Annotated in this window: 16 protein-coding genes; 5 read left to right on the top strand and 11 right to left on the bottom strand. The window is 64.0% G+C overall.

Annotated features, from left to right (window positions below; translation table 11 throughout):
- Positions 1-2 precede the first annotated feature (2 nt).
- Together CK218_RS05610 and CK218_RS05605 are read left to right on the top strand one after the other, a co-directional pair.
- The gene (locus CK218_RS05610) at positions 3-599 is read left to right on the top strand and encodes a GNAT family protein (protein ID WP_066997979.1); all 597 of its coding nucleotides are present in this window, start codon (positions 3-5) and stop codon (positions 597-599) included.
- Positions 600-602: 3 nt separating this feature from the next.
- The gene (locus CK218_RS05605) at positions 603-3,491 is read left to right on the top strand and encodes an EAL domain-containing protein (protein WP_067327864.1); all 2,889 of its coding nucleotides are present in this window, start codon (positions 603-605) and stop codon (positions 3,489-3,491) included.
- 139 nt (positions 3,492-3,630) lie between these two features.
- Here the strand turns inward: CK218_RS05605 and CK218_RS05600 are convergent, their stop codons facing one another.
- Positions 3,631-4,239 carry a YqgE/AlgH family protein gene (locus CK218_RS05600; protein ID WP_095781700.1) on the bottom strand — a complete coding sequence of 203 codons (609 nt, stop codon included), beginning with the start codon at positions 4,237-4,239 and terminating at the stop codon, positions 3,631-3,633.
- A gap of 128 nt (positions 4,240-4,367) precedes the next feature.
- Between CK218_RS05600 and CK218_RS05595 the strand changes: the two genes are divergently transcribed.
- From CK218_RS05595 to CK218_RS05585, 3 genes are all read left to right on the top strand, one after another.
- Complete coding sequence (locus tag CK218_RS05595) at positions 4,368-5,174, top strand: protein-disulfide reductase DsbD domain-containing protein (protein WP_066997988.1); 807 nt, start codon at positions 4,368-4,370, stop codon at positions 5,172-5,174.
- A 139-nt stretch (positions 5,175-5,313) separates the two neighbouring features.
- On the top strand, positions 5,314-5,796 hold the full coding sequence (locus CK218_RS05590) for a peroxiredoxin (RefSeq protein ID WP_066998201.1): 483 nt from the start codon (positions 5,314-5,316) through the stop codon (positions 5,794-5,796).
- On the top strand, positions 5,796-6,272 hold the full coding sequence (locus CK218_RS05585; protein WP_095777979.1) for a DUF2938 domain-containing protein: 477 nt from the start codon (positions 5,796-5,798) through the stop codon (positions 6,270-6,272). The genes CK218_RS05590 and CK218_RS05585 overlap by 1 nt, the downstream gene beginning before the upstream one ends.
- 15 nt (positions 6,273-6,287) lie before the next feature.
- Here CK218_RS05585 and rnhA read toward each other — a convergent pair whose 3' ends face one another.
- From rnhA to ctaD, 10 genes are all read right to left on the bottom strand, one after another.
- Positions 6,288-6,821 (bottom strand): ribonuclease HI, encoded by a 534-nt coding sequence (gene rnhA / locus CK218_RS05580; protein ID WP_095827107.1) that lies wholly within the window; start codon positions 6,819-6,821, stop codon positions 6,288-6,290.
- Positions 6,818-7,780: a homoserine kinase gene (locus tag CK218_RS05575; RefSeq protein ID WP_095827106.1), complete on the bottom strand. Its 963-nt coding sequence runs from the start codon at positions 7,778-7,780 to the stop codon at positions 6,818-6,820. The genes rnhA and CK218_RS05575 overlap by 4 nt, the downstream gene beginning before the upstream one ends.
- A 6-nt stretch (positions 7,781-7,786) precedes the next feature.
- Positions 7,787-8,791, bottom strand: a complete 1,005-nt coding sequence (ispH, locus tag CK218_RS05570; RefSeq protein WP_095827105.1) for a 4-hydroxy-3-methylbut-2-enyl diphosphate reductase — start codon at positions 8,789-8,791, stop codon at positions 7,787-7,789.
- A 73-nt stretch (positions 8,792-8,864) separates the two neighbouring features.
- Positions 8,865-9,620 (bottom strand): SURF1 family protein, encoded by a 756-nt coding sequence (locus CK218_RS05565; protein WP_164748251.1) that lies wholly within the window; start codon positions 9,618-9,620, stop codon positions 8,865-8,867.
- Positions 9,617-10,003, bottom strand: a complete 387-nt coding sequence (locus tag CK218_RS05560) for a DUF983 domain-containing protein (protein ID WP_066998004.1) — start codon at positions 10,001-10,003, stop codon at positions 9,617-9,619. The genes CK218_RS05565 and CK218_RS05560 overlap by 4 nt, the downstream gene beginning before the upstream one ends.
- A gap of 81 nt (positions 10,004-10,084) precedes the next feature.
- Positions 10,085-10,966, bottom strand: a complete 882-nt coding sequence (locus tag CK218_RS05555) for a cytochrome c oxidase subunit 3 (RefSeq protein ID WP_095827104.1) — start codon at positions 10,964-10,966, stop codon at positions 10,085-10,087.
- Position 10,967: 1 nt separating this feature from the next.
- Entirely contained in the window at positions 10,968-11,594 is a 627-nt protein-coding gene (locus tag CK218_RS05550; RefSeq protein ID WP_066998010.1) for a cytochrome c oxidase assembly protein, read from the bottom strand.
- A gap of 7 nt (positions 11,595-11,601) precedes the next feature.
- Positions 11,602-11,784: a hypothetical protein gene (locus tag CK218_RS05545; protein ID WP_066998013.1), complete on the bottom strand. Its 183-nt coding sequence runs from the start codon at positions 11,782-11,784 to the stop codon at positions 11,602-11,604.
- Positions 11,781-12,725 (bottom strand): heme o synthase, encoded by a 945-nt coding sequence (locus tag CK218_RS05540; protein ID WP_095781706.1) that lies wholly within the window; start codon positions 12,723-12,725, stop codon positions 11,781-11,783. Before CK218_RS05540 ends, CK218_RS05545 begins: the two co-directional genes overlap by 4 nt.
- A gap of 69 nt (positions 12,726-12,794) precedes the next feature.
- Positions 12,795-14,444, bottom strand: a complete 1,650-nt coding sequence (gene ctaD / locus CK218_RS05535) for a cytochrome c oxidase subunit I (RefSeq protein WP_066998019.1) — start codon at positions 14,442-14,444, stop codon at positions 12,795-12,797.
- Positions 14,445-14,464 lie beyond the last annotated feature (20 nt).

The following is a 14,464-nucleotide window of genomic DNA, read 5'->3' as shown; positions in this document are numbered from 1 at the left end:
TCGTGTTCGCGCTTCCTTTCTTTCGCCGCGACCTGCCGGCACTGAAGGGCGAAAAGGTCACGTTGCGCGTGCCTTTGACCAACGACTACCGCGAATGGTCGACGCTGCGCGGCGAAAGCCGCGCCTTTCTGGAGCCATGGGAGCCGCGTTGGCAGCCTGACGAGCTCGACCGCACCGCCTGGCGGCTGCGCATCGGCCGCTACCGCGAGGACTATGCGCAAGGCACGGCCATTGCCTTCTTCATCTTCGAGAAGTCGAGCGGCAAGCTCGCCGGCGGCATCACGCTCGGCAACATCCGCCACGGTGTCGCGCAAAGCGGCCACATCGGCTACTGGATCGGCGAGCGCTTCGGCGGCCGTGGACTGATGACCGACGCGGTCAAGGTGGTGTCGCGTTTTGCCTTCGATACGCTGCGGTTGCACCGGATCGAGGCTGCCTGTATTCCCGACAACGCACGGTCGATCCGCGTGCTTGAAAAAGCCGGATTCCGGCGCGAAGGACTTCTCAGATCCTATCTCCGGATCAACGGCATCTGGCAGGATCACTACCTCTACGCCCGGATCGCGGACGATCCGCCGGGTGATGGAACGAAGGGCTGATATGTGACGACTTTTTCGCGAATCGCGTCGCTGTTCGCCCTCATCCTGGCGCTCTTCGTCACGCTTTCAGCGGTTGCGCCGGCATTGGCCGTCGAGCCGATCAAGATTGCCCGCGACGACAAGGCGCTCGACCTTTCGGGCGCAGTCGAGATCTACCGGAACCAGGGCGAGAATTTCCAGGTCTCGACCGCGCCCGGCCCCGACGGCATCGTGCGGCGCATCGAGGTCGAGGCCAATGACGCGCGCTCGACCGGCGACTGGGCGGTGTTCGCGCTGGCCAACACCACCGACCAGCAGCTCGACAGGCTGATCGTCGCGCCGCATTTCCGCCTGGTGAATTCCGGTATCTTCTGGCCCGATCTCGGCTCGACGCGCATCGCGGCGATCACGCCCAGCGAAGGCTTCGCGCTCGACCGCCAGACCAGCCCCGACGCCGATGTGTTCCGAGTGACGCTCAACCCCGGAACGGTCGTCACCTTCATCGCCGAGCTCGCCTCGCCCAAGCTGCCGCAGGTCTATCTGTGGGACCCGGAATCCTACAAGGACTCGGTCAATTCCTACACGCTGTTCCGCGGCATCGTCATCGGCATCGCCGGCCTCTTGGCGCTGTTCCTGACCATCCTGTTCGTCGTCAAGGGAACCTCGATGTTCCCGGCCACCGCCGCCCTTGCCTGGGCGGTGCTTGCCTATATCTGCGTCGATTTCGGCTTCCTCAACAAGGTCATCGAAATCTCGCCCGGCAACGAGCAGATGTGGCGGGCCGGCACCGAGGTGGCGCTGGCGGGTACCTTCGTGGTGTTCCTGTTCGCCTATCTCAACCTCAACCGATGGCACGGCCATTTCAGCTATGGCGCGCTGGTCTGGATCCTCGGGCTGCTGCTGATTGCCGGCGTGGCCATCGTCGATCCCGCGGTCGCCGCCGGCATCGCCCGCATCTCGTTTGCCGCGACGGCGCTCACCGGCCTCGGCCTCATCATCTTCCTCGGAATTCGCGGCTATGACCGCGCGATCATGCTGGTGCCGAGCTGGGTGATGGTGCTGCTCTGGCTATGCGGCTCGTGGATGGCGATCACCGGCATGCTGGACAACGACATCGCCCAGCCGGCGCTCGGCGGCGGCCTGATCCTGATCATCCTGTTGATCGGCTTCACCGTGATGCAGCACGCTTTTGCCGGCGGCGCGCTGCACCAGGGCCTGTTTTCCGACCTCGAGCGCCAGGCGCTTGCAGTCGCCGGCTCGGGCGACATCGTGTGGGACTGGGACGTACTGCGCGACCGCGTGGTGACCAAGCCCGACATCAGCCTGCAGCTCGGCCTTGCCCCCAACAGCCTTTCGGGCGCGGCCCGCAACTGGCTGCCGGTGCTGCATGCCGACGACCGCGACACCTTCCGCACCACGCTGGACGTGGTGCTGGAGCACCGCCGCGGCCGCGTGGCCCAGAATTTCCGCCTGCGCGGCGCCGACGGGCATTATCATTGGTTCTCGCTGCGCGCCCGTCCCGTGATCGGGTCGGATGGCGAGGTGATCCGCTGCGTCGGCACCATGGTCGACGTGACCGAGCAGAAGAAGTCCGAGGAAAGGCTGCTGCACGACGCCGTGCACGACAACCTGACCGGCCTGCCTAACCGCGAGCTGTTCATGAACCGGCTGGAGGCGATCATCTCGATCGCCCGCACCGAGGACAAGGTGCGCCCGACCGTCTTCGTCATCGACATCGACCGTTTCAAACAGGTCAATGACGGGCTCGGCATTTCGGCCGGCGACACCATCCTGCTGACCATCGCGCGCCGGCTGCACCGGCTTTTGAAGCCCAAGGATTCGCTGTCGCGCTTTGCCGGCGACCAGTTCGCGCTGATGCTGCTGTCGGAACAGGATCCGGCCCGCATCGCCGCCATGGCCGATGCCATCAAGCATGCGATCAACAATCCGATCACCTTTGCCAAGCGCGAGATCGTGCTCACCGCCTCGATCGGCCTGATCACCTGGACGACGGCGCAAACCTCGTCGGAGGACATGGTCAAGGACGCCGAGCTTGCCATGCATCAGGCCAAGCGTTTCGGCGGAGACAGGATCGAGCCGTTCCGGCCGGCCTTCCGCACCGTCGGCACCGACCGGCTGCAGTTCGAATCGGACCTTCGCCGCGCCATCGAGCGGCGCGAATTCACGCTTGCCTACCAGCCGATCGTGCGGCTGGAGGATGGCAGCGTCGCCGGCTTCGAGGCGCTGCTCAGATGGGATCATCCGCGGCGCGGCATGATCCCGCCGGGAGACTTCATCCCGGTGGCTGAGAATTGCGGCCTGATCGTGCAGCTCGGCCTGTTCGCCATGCAGCAGGCGGCCGAGGATCTGGCGGCCTGGCAGAAGCAGATCGGCGACGCGCCGCTGTCGGTTTCGGTCAACCTCTCCAGCCGGCAGCTCATCCGCCGCGACCTGGTCAGCGACGTGCGCTCCGTCATTGCGCGGGCCAACTTGAAGCCGCGCTGCTTCCGGCTCGAACTCACCGAATCGCTGGTGATGGACAATCCCGAGCAGACCGCGCATGTGCTGACCAAGCTTAAGCAACTCGGCATCGGACTGTCGCTCGACGATTTCGGCACCGGCTATTCATCGCTCTCCTACCTGACGCGCTTCCCCTTCGACACGATCAAGATCGACAAGAGCTTCGTCGACGACGCAACGCCGAAACGTGCGGTGCTGCTCAAGTCCATGGTCAACATGGCCCATGAGCTTGGCCTGTCGGTCGTCGCCGAAGGCATCTCCGACGAGAGCGACGCGCTGGAGCTGCGCCAGATGGGCTGCGAATATGTCCAGAGCTTCATGTTCGGCGCGCCGATGCCCGGCGAACTGGTGCTGAAGACGCTGAGGGAGCAATACCCGCTCACGCAGGCTTAGAGGGCTTTGCTTCGGCGCTTACGAACTGCGGTGACCTTCCAACTCGTCATCACCCTAATCGCTCAGAGCGTCGCCATTCCTCAGAGCTGATGATGAAGCCAAGGCGGGTTCGACCAGTCCCGCAGGTCGGCAAAGGTGTTTAGGCGTGCCCCGCGGCGGCGCTCAAATGGGCGAGATCGATGCCGATCGAGGCAAGGATGCGATCGTATTTGCGCTCGATGTCGGCGTCGAACAGCAGCTCAGGCGTCGCCGGGCAGGTCAGCCAGCCATTCTCGGCGATCTCGCTTTCGAGCTGGCCTGCGCCCCAGCCGGAATAGCCGAGCGCCATCAGCGCATGACGCGGCCCGCGACCCGTCGAGATGGCGCGCAGGATGTCGACCGTAGCGGTCAGGCAGATGTCGTCGGAGACGTTGAGCGAGGATTCCACGCGATAGTCGCCGGAATGCAGCACGAAGCCGCGGCTGCGGTCGACAGGCCCGCCATTGCGCACGACGAAATCGCGGGCATGCGCCGGCAAGCGGATGGCTTCCTGCTCGTTCACGATGCCAAGCTGCACCAGAAGGTCCGGGAACAGCATCTGCTGCGTCTGATTGATGATCAGGCCCATGGCGCCCTCGTCGCTGTGGGCGCAGATATAGATGACGGAGCGCGTGAAGCGGTCGTCCTTCATGCCGGGCATGGCAATCAGGAACTGGTCGTCAAGAAAGCCGCGTCCGGCCATCTTCTTTTTGTGACGCAACAAGTCCATGGATCTGAGGGTAACCCGTTTCCGCGGCGCCGAAAAGATGGTCAGGCTGCCCGATGTCACGCAAATATGATACGGGCGGGAACATGAAATCATTGCGCGGCCAAGAACGGGCGATCCAAATCACCGTCATGCGATACCTGAAAATTGTGGCGCTCGGCGCCGTCGTCGGCCTGGCAGCGGGCCAGCCGGCCGAGGCATCATCCTCGGCCTGGTACAACAGCGAAGGCGGCAAGGTGCGGCTGGTGACCAGCGGCAAGCCGGACGAGGCGGGCAAGATCCACGGCGTGCTCGACATCGCGCTTAAGCCAGGCTGGAAAACCTATTGGCGCGATCCCGGCGACGCCGGTGTGCCGCCGCAGATCGACATCTCGGCCAGCACCAACATCGCCGATGCAAAGCTGTCGTTTCCGCCGCCGCAGCGCCACGACGACGGTTACGGCAAATGGGCCGGCTACGACCGTCCCGTATCGCTGCCGGTGACCTTCACGCTGTCGGCGCCCGACCAGCCGGCGACGATCGATGCCAACGTCTTTCTCGGCATTTGCGAGACGATCTGCATTCCGGTGCAGACGAGGCTCAGCCTCGATCCTGCTTCCGATCCGGACAACGCCACCGACGCGGCGCTGGTGAAGACGGCGCTTGCAACGCTCCCTGGCCCGGCGCGACCTGATTTCGGCATCCGCGTGCTGCCCGGCGACCACGAGACCCTCATCGTCGAGGCGCATTCGCCCGGCGATGCCGATTCCGTCGACTTTTTCATCGCGGGGGAGCGCGACTATATGTTCGGCGCGCCGGTGCGCAGCGAGAAGGACGGCAAGCTTGTTTTCACCGTGCCGATCCTCGACCGGCCGTCGGCGACGCCCACGGACGGCGGGCTCTACTACACGCTGACAAGCGCCGAAGGTGCGGTGGACGGGATGCTGCCTTTCCCTTGAGCCAATTCGGCGTGGAGCCGCAATTCCGAATGGAAAACCGCTGGGCACTTTTCCTGGCATTGCTCTGAACGGTTGCGGAATGCGCCCCGGTTCGATATCGCAGGCACAGATCCTTCCCAATCTCCCGAACGAGGAAACCATGACCATTTCGGTTGGCGAAAAACTGCCCGAGGCGACTTTCAAGGTGATGACCGCCGATGGCGCCAAGCCGATGACCAGCGCCGAGATTTTCGCCGGCAAGAAGGTGGTGCTGTTCGGCGTTCCCGGCGCCTTCACGCCGACCTGCAGCAACAACCATCTGCCGGGCTATCTCGAGAACCACGACGCCATCGTGGCGCGCGGCGTCGACACTATCGCGGTCGTCTCGGTCAACGACGTCCATGTCATGGGCGCCTGGGCACGCTTCACCGGTGGCGAAGGCAAGATCCTCTATCTCGCCGACGGCAGCGGAGACTTCGCCAAGTCGGTCGGACTCGACAACGACCTTTCCGCGAACGGCATGGGGCTGCGCTCGAAGCGCTTTTCGATGATCGTCGATGACAGCAAGGTCGTGGCGCTCAATGTCGAAGCCAAGCCGGGTGTCGACGAGAGTGGGGCGGCCAAGATCCTCGAGCAGCTCTGATGCTCGACATCGTCTGGCGCGCCATCGCGATCGGCATCGGCGCCACGGTCTTCATGGACGTCTGGGCGATTATCCTCAACAAGGCGTTCGGGCTGCCGCGGCCGAATTGGGGCATGGTCGGCCGCTGGGTTCGGCATCTGCCCGAGAAGGTCTTCCATGACGATATCAGTCAGGCCGCCCTCTACACGCATGAAAAGGCGCTGGGCTGGGCGTTCCACTATCTCGTCGGAATTCTCTACGGCGTGATCCTGATCGTGCTGGCGGGAACGGGCTGGCTGGCGGCGCCGACCTTCCTGCCGGCCTTCATCCTCGGCATCGTCACCGTCGGCGCCGGCTGGTTCCTGCTGGCGCCCGGCATGGGCGCCGGCTGGGCAGCGTCGAGGACGCCCAACCCGATGCTGGTGCGCGCGCTCAACCTCGTCTCGCACACGGTCTTCGCCCTCGGCCTGTTCTCCACGGCGCTGGCGATCCGGTAGAGAACGTCAGGCGCGTTAATAGCTCTGCGTCGAACGCCTGGCCGCCGGCTTACGGGTCGGAGCACCAGCCTTCTGCGGCGCAGCCGCAACCGGTGCCGGCCGCGCCTGCTTCGGCTTGAACGGCGCCATGCCTTGCCTTGCCAGTTCGTCGGCGCGCTCGTTCTCCGGGTGGCCGGCATGGCCCTTCACCCAGTGCCAGATAACCTTGTGGCGCCTGTTGGCCTCGTCGAGCGCCTGCCAGAGCTCACCGTTCTTGACCGGCTTCCTCTCGCCGGTCTTCCAGCCGTTCTTCTTCCAGCCATGGATCCATTTGGAAATGCCGTCCATGACGTATTTGCTGTCCGTATAGAGATCGACCGTGCAGGGCTCCTTCAGCGCATCGAGCGCGCTGATGGCGGCAAGCAGCTCCATGCGGTTGTTGGTGGTCTCGCCCTCGCCGCCCGACAGCTCCTTGGTGACGCCGTTATAGCGCAGCACCGCGCCCCAACCGCCCGGCCCGGGATTGCCCGAGCAGGCGCCGTCGGTGAAGATCTCGATTTGCTTGTTCATGTCAGTCCGTATTCGGATGGAGACTTGATCGCCCGGTGGAAGCGCATGCGGCGGATATATTCGGTCGGATCGCGCTTCATCACCAGCCCGCCGTTGGGAATGGTCAGCCAATCATAGAGCCTGGTCAGCATGAAGCGAAGCGCCGAGCCGCGCGCCAGCATCGGCAGCGCCGTTTTTTCCTCCCCCTCAAGCGGCCTCACCGACTGGTAGCCGGCAAGCAGCGCGGCCCCTTTGGTGAGGTTGAAGGAAAAGTCCTTCTCGAAGCACCAAGCGTTGAGGCACGTGGCGACATCATAGGCATAGAGGTCGTCGCAGGCGAAATAGAAATCGATCAGCCCCGACAGCTTCTCGCCAAGGAAGAAGACATTGTCCGGGAAGAGATCCGCGTGGATGATGCCTTGTGGCAGGCGGGTCGGCCAGTTGCGCCCAAAATCCAGGAAGTCCGCGTCGACTTCGGCCGCGAGCCCCGGCTCGACCTCGTCGGCGCGATCGCGCGACGCCGCCCAGAGCTTGCGCCAGCCGTCGATGGCAAGCGCGTTCGGCCGCTTCATCGGGAAATCCCGCCCGGCGAGATGGAGCGCGGCCAACGCCTTGCCGACCTCGCCGCAATGCGCTGCCGTCGGGCGCCTCAGCGACAGGCCCTCGAGAAAGGTGATGATGACGGCCGGCCGGCCGGCGAGCGTGCCGATGACGGTTCCGTCATGCGCGGTGACCGGAAGCGGGCAGGAAATGCCTTTTCGCGCGAGATGGCCCATCAGGCCGAGGAAAAAGGGCAGATCGGCCTTGTCGACGCGCTTCTCGTAGAGCGTCAATATGTAGGAACCGGTGGAAGCATGGACGAGAAAATTCGAGTTCTCGGTCCCTTCGGCGATGCCCTTGTAGGACAGGAGCTCGCCCACCGGATAGGCTTTCAGAAACGCGCTGAGCTCGTTTTCGTTGACGTCGGTGTAGACGGCCATCTGGGCTTACGCGGCTCCGTTGACGAAGGCCATGTCGGCCGCCGTCAGTTCGACATCGCGCAATACCCGCATCACCGGAAAATCCTCCGTTTCCGTGGCCGTGATGGCCAGATCGATGGTGACGTCGAAGCGTTGCCGGAACGCGTCGATGATCTCGTCGACGATGATTTCCGGCGCCGACGCGCCGGCTGACAGGCCGAGCGTCGAAATCCTGCCGATCTCATTCCACGGAATTTCGGACGCCCGCTGCACGAGAAGCGACATCGCGGCGCCCGCGCGCTCCGCCACTTCGACAAGACGCCGCGAGTTGGACGAGTTCGGCGCGCCGACGACGAGGAAAAGGTCGGCGCCGGCGGCCGTCTCCTTCACCGCCTCCTGGCGGTTGGTGGTGGCGTAGCAGATCGATTCGGCGGCCGGGGCGTGAAGCTCGGGGAAACGCTCTTGCAGCGCCCGGATGATGCCGGCGGTGTCCTCGACCGACAGCGTCGTCTGGGTGACGAAGCCAAGCGCAGCCGGGTCTGCCGACACGAAGCTTGCCGCATCCGCCTCGGTCTCGATAAGGGTCACGGCTCCTTCCGGCAACTGGCCCATCGTGCCGATCACTTCCGGATGGCCGGCATGGCCGATCAGGAGCACATGGCGGCCGAGCCGCTGGTGCCGCATCGCCTGCTTGTGCACCTTCGACACCAGCGGACAGGTGGCATCGAGGTAGAACAGGTTGCGCGCCTCGGCGTCGGCCGGCACCGATTTCGGCACCCCATGCGCGGAAAAGACGACCGGCGACTGACGATGCTCGGGCGGGATCTCGGACAATTCCTCGATGAACACCGCGCCCAGGCTCTGCAGCCCCTCGACGACATAGCGGTTGTGCACGATCTCATGGCGAACATAGACCGGCGCGCCGTATTTCTTCAGCGCCAGCACGACGATCTGGATGGCGCGGTCGACGCCGGCGCAGAAGCCGCGCGGCTGGCAAAGCCTGATCGTCAGCGGTGGCTTTTTTTCAATCATCAAAACGGGCCGGTTCAGTCGGAAAGCTGAAGGCGAAATGAGGCGTGCACCCCTGCCCTGTCAAGAGCGGCGCTCACTCCTCCTTCGCCGGGCGGCGAAGCCTGAGGATCAGCACCGCGGCAAGGGCGGCGGCAAGGCCATACCAGGTGACGGCATATTGCAGGTGGTTGTTCGGCAGATCGATGATGGTGACGCCGCCGACCGGCAGACCGCCGGGGTTAGGGGTCTTGTCGGCATCGATGAAGAAGGGCACCAGCACGGCTCCCGCTGGCAGACCGGCGCTCGAGGCCATGACGTCGCGGTCCTTCCAGTAGAAGATGTTCTTGGCGACGTCGTTGTCGGGCAGCATCATCGAGGGTTTTTCGGGCAGCGGATTGCGGGCAAGCCCGGTCACCGTCACCGTGCCGGCGACCTCGCCCTGCTTCCGCTTGGCAGGATCCTTGAGATCGTAAGGCACGAAGCCGCGGTTGACGAGTACGAAGCGGCCGTCGTCGAGCCGCAGGGGCGTGTAGACATTGAAGCCCGTGTCGCCTTCCCAAGTGGCAAAGAAATGCCGTTCGCCCTGGTGCAGGAAAGTGCCGGTCACCGTCACCGGCGTGTAGTCGACATCGTGTGTGGCGGCGAATTCTTTCTCGACATCGGTCAGTGGCAAAGGTGCCGCATGGGTGCGCTTGTCGATGGTATCGATCAGCCCTTCCTTCCAGTGCAAGCGCTGGACCTGCCACGTGCCGAGGCCGAGGAGAATGGCGAACAGGACAAGGCCGATCCCAAGCAGCAGCGCCGAGCGCGGCCGCGAAGCGCCGGCAGTCGAGGAGGTCGCATCGCTCATTGGCCGCTGTCCAGCCTGCCTTCCGCGGCCTTCTTGGAATATTGCAGGGTGATCAGCACGCCCTTGATCAGGCGCAGCGCCGCCAGGCTCAGCACCAGCGCCAGCGGTATCCACAAAATGAAATGCAGCCAGAGCGGCGGGCTCAGCGACACTTCCATCCACAGCGCCAGGCCAACGACGATGAAGCCGATGATCAGGATGACGAAGACCGCCGGACCGTCGCCGGCATCGGCAAAGGAATAGTCGAGGCCGCAATTGTAGCAGCGCTTGCCGACGGTGAGGAAGCCGGAGAACAGCTTGCCCTCGCCGCAGCGCGGGCAATGGCCGCGCAGCCCGGCCGAGATCGGGTCGACGGGTGGCCAGATCGCCTTGTCTTCGCTCATGTCCGCACCGTAGACCCGTTCGGTCAAAAAGATAAGGCGGCCACGTCGCCGCAGCCGCCTCGTGAACTCAATCCATCGGTCTCAGTGGGCTTCGATTACCGCGCCGCTCGAGGCCCAGACATAGATCGCGGTGAACAGGAACAGCCAGACCACGTCGACGAAGTGCCAGTACCAGGCGGCCGCCTCGAAGCCGAAATGCTGCTTCGGGGTGAAATCGCCCCGCATCGCCCGGATCAGGCAGACGAGCAGGAAGATGGTGCCGATGATGACGTGGAAGCCGTGGAAGCCGGTCGCCATGAAGAAGGTGGCGCCGTAGATCGAGTCCTTGAAGCCGAACGGAGCGTGCATGTACTCGTAGGCCTGCACCATGGTGAACAGCATGCCGAGGCCGACGGTCAGGATCAGGCCGTTGATCAGGCCCTTGCGGTCGCCGTGCAGCAGCGAGTGGTGCGCCCAGGTCACCGTCGTGCCCGACAAAAGCAGGATGATGGTGTTGTAGAGCGGCAGGTGGAAGGGATCGAGAACCTCCAGACCTTTTGGCGGCCAAACGCCGCCCGTGAAGGTGGTGCGGGCATATTGCGCGGCCTCGCCCGGGAATAGGCTGGCGTCGAAGAAGGCCCAGAACCAGGCGACGAAGAACATCACCTCGGAGGCGATGAACATGATCATGCCGTAGCGCAGGTGCAGCGAAACGACGCGCGTGTGGTGGCCCTCATGCGCTTCCTTGATGGTGTCCGACCACCAGGCGAACATCGTGTAGAGCACGATGATCAGGCCGATGAAAAACAGCCACGGATTGGCGATGTTGTGGCCGAATATTGGGAAGCTGCCGGCCTTCAGATACTGCATAAGGCAAACGCCGCCGACGGCCGTGACCAATGCGCCGACCGAGCCCAGGAAAGGCCAAGGGCTGGGATTGACGAGATGGTAGTCGTGGTTCGGTTTTGCGTGCGCGTCTGCCATATCAACCCCCGAGGCTAGCTTCGGAATCTGGAACTTTGTTGCTGCTGCGAGCGGCCGGCGCGGACGACGCGATTGGCTGCTTCTTTTCGACCGGGAACATGGTGTAGGACAGGGTGATGGTCTTCAAGTCCTTCAGTTCCGGCACGTTGACGATGTCTGGATCGACATAGAACACGACCGGCATGTCCAGCGTCTCACCGGGCTTGAGCGTCGTGTCGGTGAAGCAGAAGCACTCCACCTTGTTGAAATAGGCGCCGGCCATTTCCGGCTGCACATTGAAGGAGGCGCGCCCGGTGATGGGGCGATCGAACTTGTTGGTGGCGCTGTAATGCGCCTGCGTGGTCTCGCCGATCTTGATCGTCACCGAGCGCGCGACGGGCTCGAACTGCCACGGAATGCCATTGGTGTTGGCGTCGAAGCGGATGGTGATGTCGCGGTCGAGCACGCGACCGGCATATTGCTTCTCGGCGCGCTGCGTCGTGCCGCCATAGCCGGTGACCTGGCAGAACATCTTGTAGAGCGGGACCGCCGCATAGGCCATGCCAACCATGCCAGTGAAGAAAGCAAGGCAGACCGCCACGACGATGCGGTTGCTGTTCTTCCCGATGGGTCCGGTCTCGCCGCTCATCGCCGCCTCACATCAAATTCGTCGGTATCAGGCCGGAGGCATGGTGGCCGAAGCGCACGATGGTGGCGATGTAGAAGATGATGACGAGCGCGGCCAGCGCGACGCCGATGGCAACGGAGCGGCTGCGCCGCGCCTTCCGCTGGCGTTCGGTCAAGGTGACCAGTTCGAGGTTCTTGTCGGCCACGATCATGCTCCCCCCATGACGAGGGCACGCCCGACCACGCTGTCGACGAGATAGGCGGCAAAGATTGCGAAGAGATAGAGCAGCGAAAAGCCGAACAGCGCCTTGGCCGGCTTCATCGCGCGGTCGGCATCGCTCATGCCCAGCACCTTCCAGGCATACCAGACGAAGCCCAGGCCGAGCAGAACGGAGACCGCGCCATAGGCGGCGGTGGTGTAGCCGAGCAGCCATGGCAAGACGCCGACCGGCGCCAGGATCAGCGCGTAGGCAAAGATCTGGCGGCGGGTCGAGGCGTGTCCGGCGACGTTCGGCATCATCGGAATGCCGGCGCGGGCGTAGTCGTCCGACTTGAACAGCGCCAGCGCCCAGAAATGCGGCGGAGTCCAAAGGAAAATGATCAGGAAAAGAATCAGGCTTTCGAGGCTGACCGATCCGGTCACCGCCGCCCAGCCGATCACCGGCGGGATGGCGCCGGCGGCGCCGCCGATGACGATGTTCTGCGGCGTCCAGCGCTTCAGCCACATCGTGTAGATGACGGCGTAGAAGAAGATGGTGAAGGCAAGAAGCGCCGCCGACAGCCAGTTGATGAGCACGCCCAGCGTCATCACCGACAGCGCGGAGAGCACGAGGCCGAAGCTCAGCGCCTCACCCGGCGTGACGCGCCCGGCCGGCACCGGACGGCTCGCTGTCCTGGTCATCACCGCGTCGATATCGGCGTCGTACCACATGTTGAGAGCGCCCGAGGCGCCGGCGCCGATGGCAATCGCCAGGATCGCGATCACCGCCAGCAGCGGATTGATGGCGACCGGCGCCGCGACCATGCCGACAAAGGCCGTGAAGACGACCAGCGACATCACGCGCGGCTTGAGGAGGGCGAAGAAATCGCCCGCGGTGGCTTCCGACATGCGAAAGCCAACTTCCTCCATCAATTTGTGGTCGGCAAGGGCCATGCGTACTTAAAGTCCATCATTCCGTTGGCCAGGACCGCCGGGCGAGCCGGCGGTCCTGTATCTGCGGCCTTACTTGATCTTCGGCAGCTGTTCCCACTGGTGGAACGGCGGCGGCGACGGCAGCTGCCATTCGAGCGTGGTGGCACCCTCGCCCCACGGATTGGCGCCCGCGACGCGCTTCTTCTGGAAGGCCTCGAACACGCCATAGAGGAAGATCGCAACGCCGACGGCGGCGATGTAGGAGCCGTAGGACGAGATCATGTTCCAGCCGGCAAACGCATCCGGATAGTCGACAGTGCGGCGCGGCATGCCAGCAAGGCCGAGGAAGTGCTGCGGGAAGAAGATCAGGTTGACGCCGACGAAGGTGACCCAGAAGTGGGTGTTGGCGATCACCGGCGAGTACATGTAGCCGGTCATCTTCGGGAACCAGTAGTACCAGCCGGCGAAGATGGCGAACACGGCGCCCAGCGACAGCACGTAGTGGAAGTGGGCGATCACGAAATAGGTGTCATGCAGCGAGCGGTCGAGGCCGGCATTTGCCAGCTGAACGCCGGTGACGCCACCGATCGTGAACAGGAAGATGAAGCCCAGCGCCCACAGCATCGGCGGCTTGAAGGAGATCGAGCCGCCCCACATCGTGGCGATCCAGGAGAAGATCTTCACGCCCGTCGGAACCGCGATGACCATGGTTGCGAACACGAAATAGCGCTGCGTGTCGAGCGACAGGCCGGTCGTGTACATGTGGTGCGCCCAGACGATGAAGCCGACGGCGCCGATCGCGACCATGGCGTAGGCCATGCCGAGATAGCCGAAGACCGGCTTCTTCGAGAAGGTCGAGACGATGTGGCTAACGATGCCGAAGCCCGGCAGGATCAGGATGTACACCTCGGGATGGCCGAAGAACCAGAACAGGTGCTGGAAGAGCAGCGGGTCGCCGCCCTGGTCCGGCACGAAGAAGGCGGTGCCGAAGTTGCGATCGGTGAGCAGCATGGTGATGGCGCCCGCCAGAACCGGCAGCGACAAGAGCAGCAGGAAGGCCGTGATCAGCACCGCCCAGGCGAACAGCGGCATCTTGTGCATGGTCATGCCAGGCGCGCGCATGTTGAAGATGGTGGTGATGAAATTGATCGCACCGAGAATCGACGAGGCGCCGGCGATGTGGAGCGACAGAATCGCAAGGTCCATTGCGGGGCCCGGCTGGCCGGATGTCGAGAGCGGCGGATAGATCGTCCAGCCGCCGCCGACGCCGAAGGCGCCGGGCGCGCTCGGTACGAACATCGAGCCGAGCAGCAGGAGGAAGGCCGGCGGCAGCAGCCAGAAGGAGATGTTGTTCATGCGCGGGAAGGCCATGTCCGGCGCGCCGATCATGATGGGCACCATCCAGTTGGCGAAGCCGCCGATGAGCGCCGGCATCACCATGAAGAAGATCATGATCAGGCCGTGCGCCGCGCCGAAGGCATTGTACATGCTCTTGCCGCCGTCGATGGCGGCATCACCCTGCATGCCGTAGACCATCTGCGCCAGACCGCTGAAGATCTGGATGCCAGGCTCCTGCAGCTCCATGCGGATGGCGACCGAAAGCGCGCCGCCGATAATCCCGGCCATGATCGCGAAGATCAGGTAGAGCGTGCCGATGTCCTTGTGGTTGGTCGAGTAGACCCAGCGGACCCAGCCATGCGGCCTGTGGTCGTGGTGGTCGTGAGCTGCAGCCTCTGCCATATTCCGCTCCGTTCCCTAAT

Source organism: Mesorhizobium sp. WSM3879 (genome assembly GCF_002294915.1).
Lineage (GTDB): Bacteria > Pseudomonadota > Alphaproteobacteria > Rhizobiales > Rhizobiaceae > Mesorhizobium.
This window is presented reverse-complemented; position numbering and strand designations above follow the sequence as displayed.

Bases quoted from the DNA above. Each gene is read 5' to 3' on its own strand.
- CK218_RS05595 (WP_066997988.1), top strand. From the start codon at position 4,368: ATGCGATACCTGAAAATTGTGGCGCTCGGCGCCGTCGTCGGCCTGGCA.
- CK218_RS05600 (WP_095781700.1), bottom strand. From the start codon at position 4,239: ATGGACTTGTTGCGTCACAAAAAGAAGATGGCCGGACGCGGCTTTCTT.
- CK218_RS05545 (WP_066998013.1), bottom strand. From the start codon at position 11,784: ATGATCGTGGCCGACAAGAACCTCGAACTGGTCACCTTGACCGAACGC.
- CK218_RS05560 (WP_066998004.1), bottom strand. From the start codon at position 10,003: ATGAGCGAAGACAAGGCGATCTGGCCACCCGTCGACCCGATCTCGGCC.
- CK218_RS05550 (WP_066998010.1), bottom strand. From the start codon at position 11,594: ATGAGCGGCGAGACCGGACCCATCGGGAAGAACAGCAACCGCATCGTC.
- ispH (WP_095827105.1), bottom strand. From the start codon at position 8,791: ATGATTGAAAAAAAGCCACCGCTGACGATCAGGCTTTGCCAGCCGCGC.
- CK218_RS05590 (WP_066998201.1), top strand. From the start codon at position 5,314: ATGACCATTTCGGTTGGCGAAAAACTGCCCGAGGCGACTTTCAAGGTG.
- CK218_RS05565 (WP_164748251.1), bottom strand. From the start codon at position 9,620: ATGAGCGATGCGACCTCCTCGACTGCCGGCGCTTCGCGGCCGCGCTCG.
- CK218_RS05585 (WP_095777979.1), top strand. From the start codon at position 5,796: ATGCTCGACATCGTCTGGCGCGCCATCGCGATCGGCATCGGCGCCACG.
- rnhA (WP_095827107.1), bottom strand. From the start codon at position 6,821: ATGAACAAGCAAATCGAGATCTTCACCGACGGCGCCTGCTCGGGCAAT.
- CK218_RS05555 (WP_095827104.1), bottom strand. From the start codon at position 10,966: ATGGCAGACGCGCACGCAAAACCGAACCACGACTACCATCTCGTCAAT.
- ctaD (WP_066998019.1), bottom strand. From the start codon at position 14,444: ATGGCAGAGGCTGCAGCTCACGACCACCACGACCACAGGCCGCATGGC.
- CK218_RS05540 (WP_095781706.1), bottom strand. From the start codon at position 12,725: ATGGCCCTTGCCGACCACAAATTGATGGAGGAAGTTGGCTTTCGCATG.
- CK218_RS05575 (WP_095827106.1), bottom strand. From the start codon at position 7,780: ATGGCCGTCTACACCGACGTCAACGAAAACGAGCTCAGCGCGTTTCTG.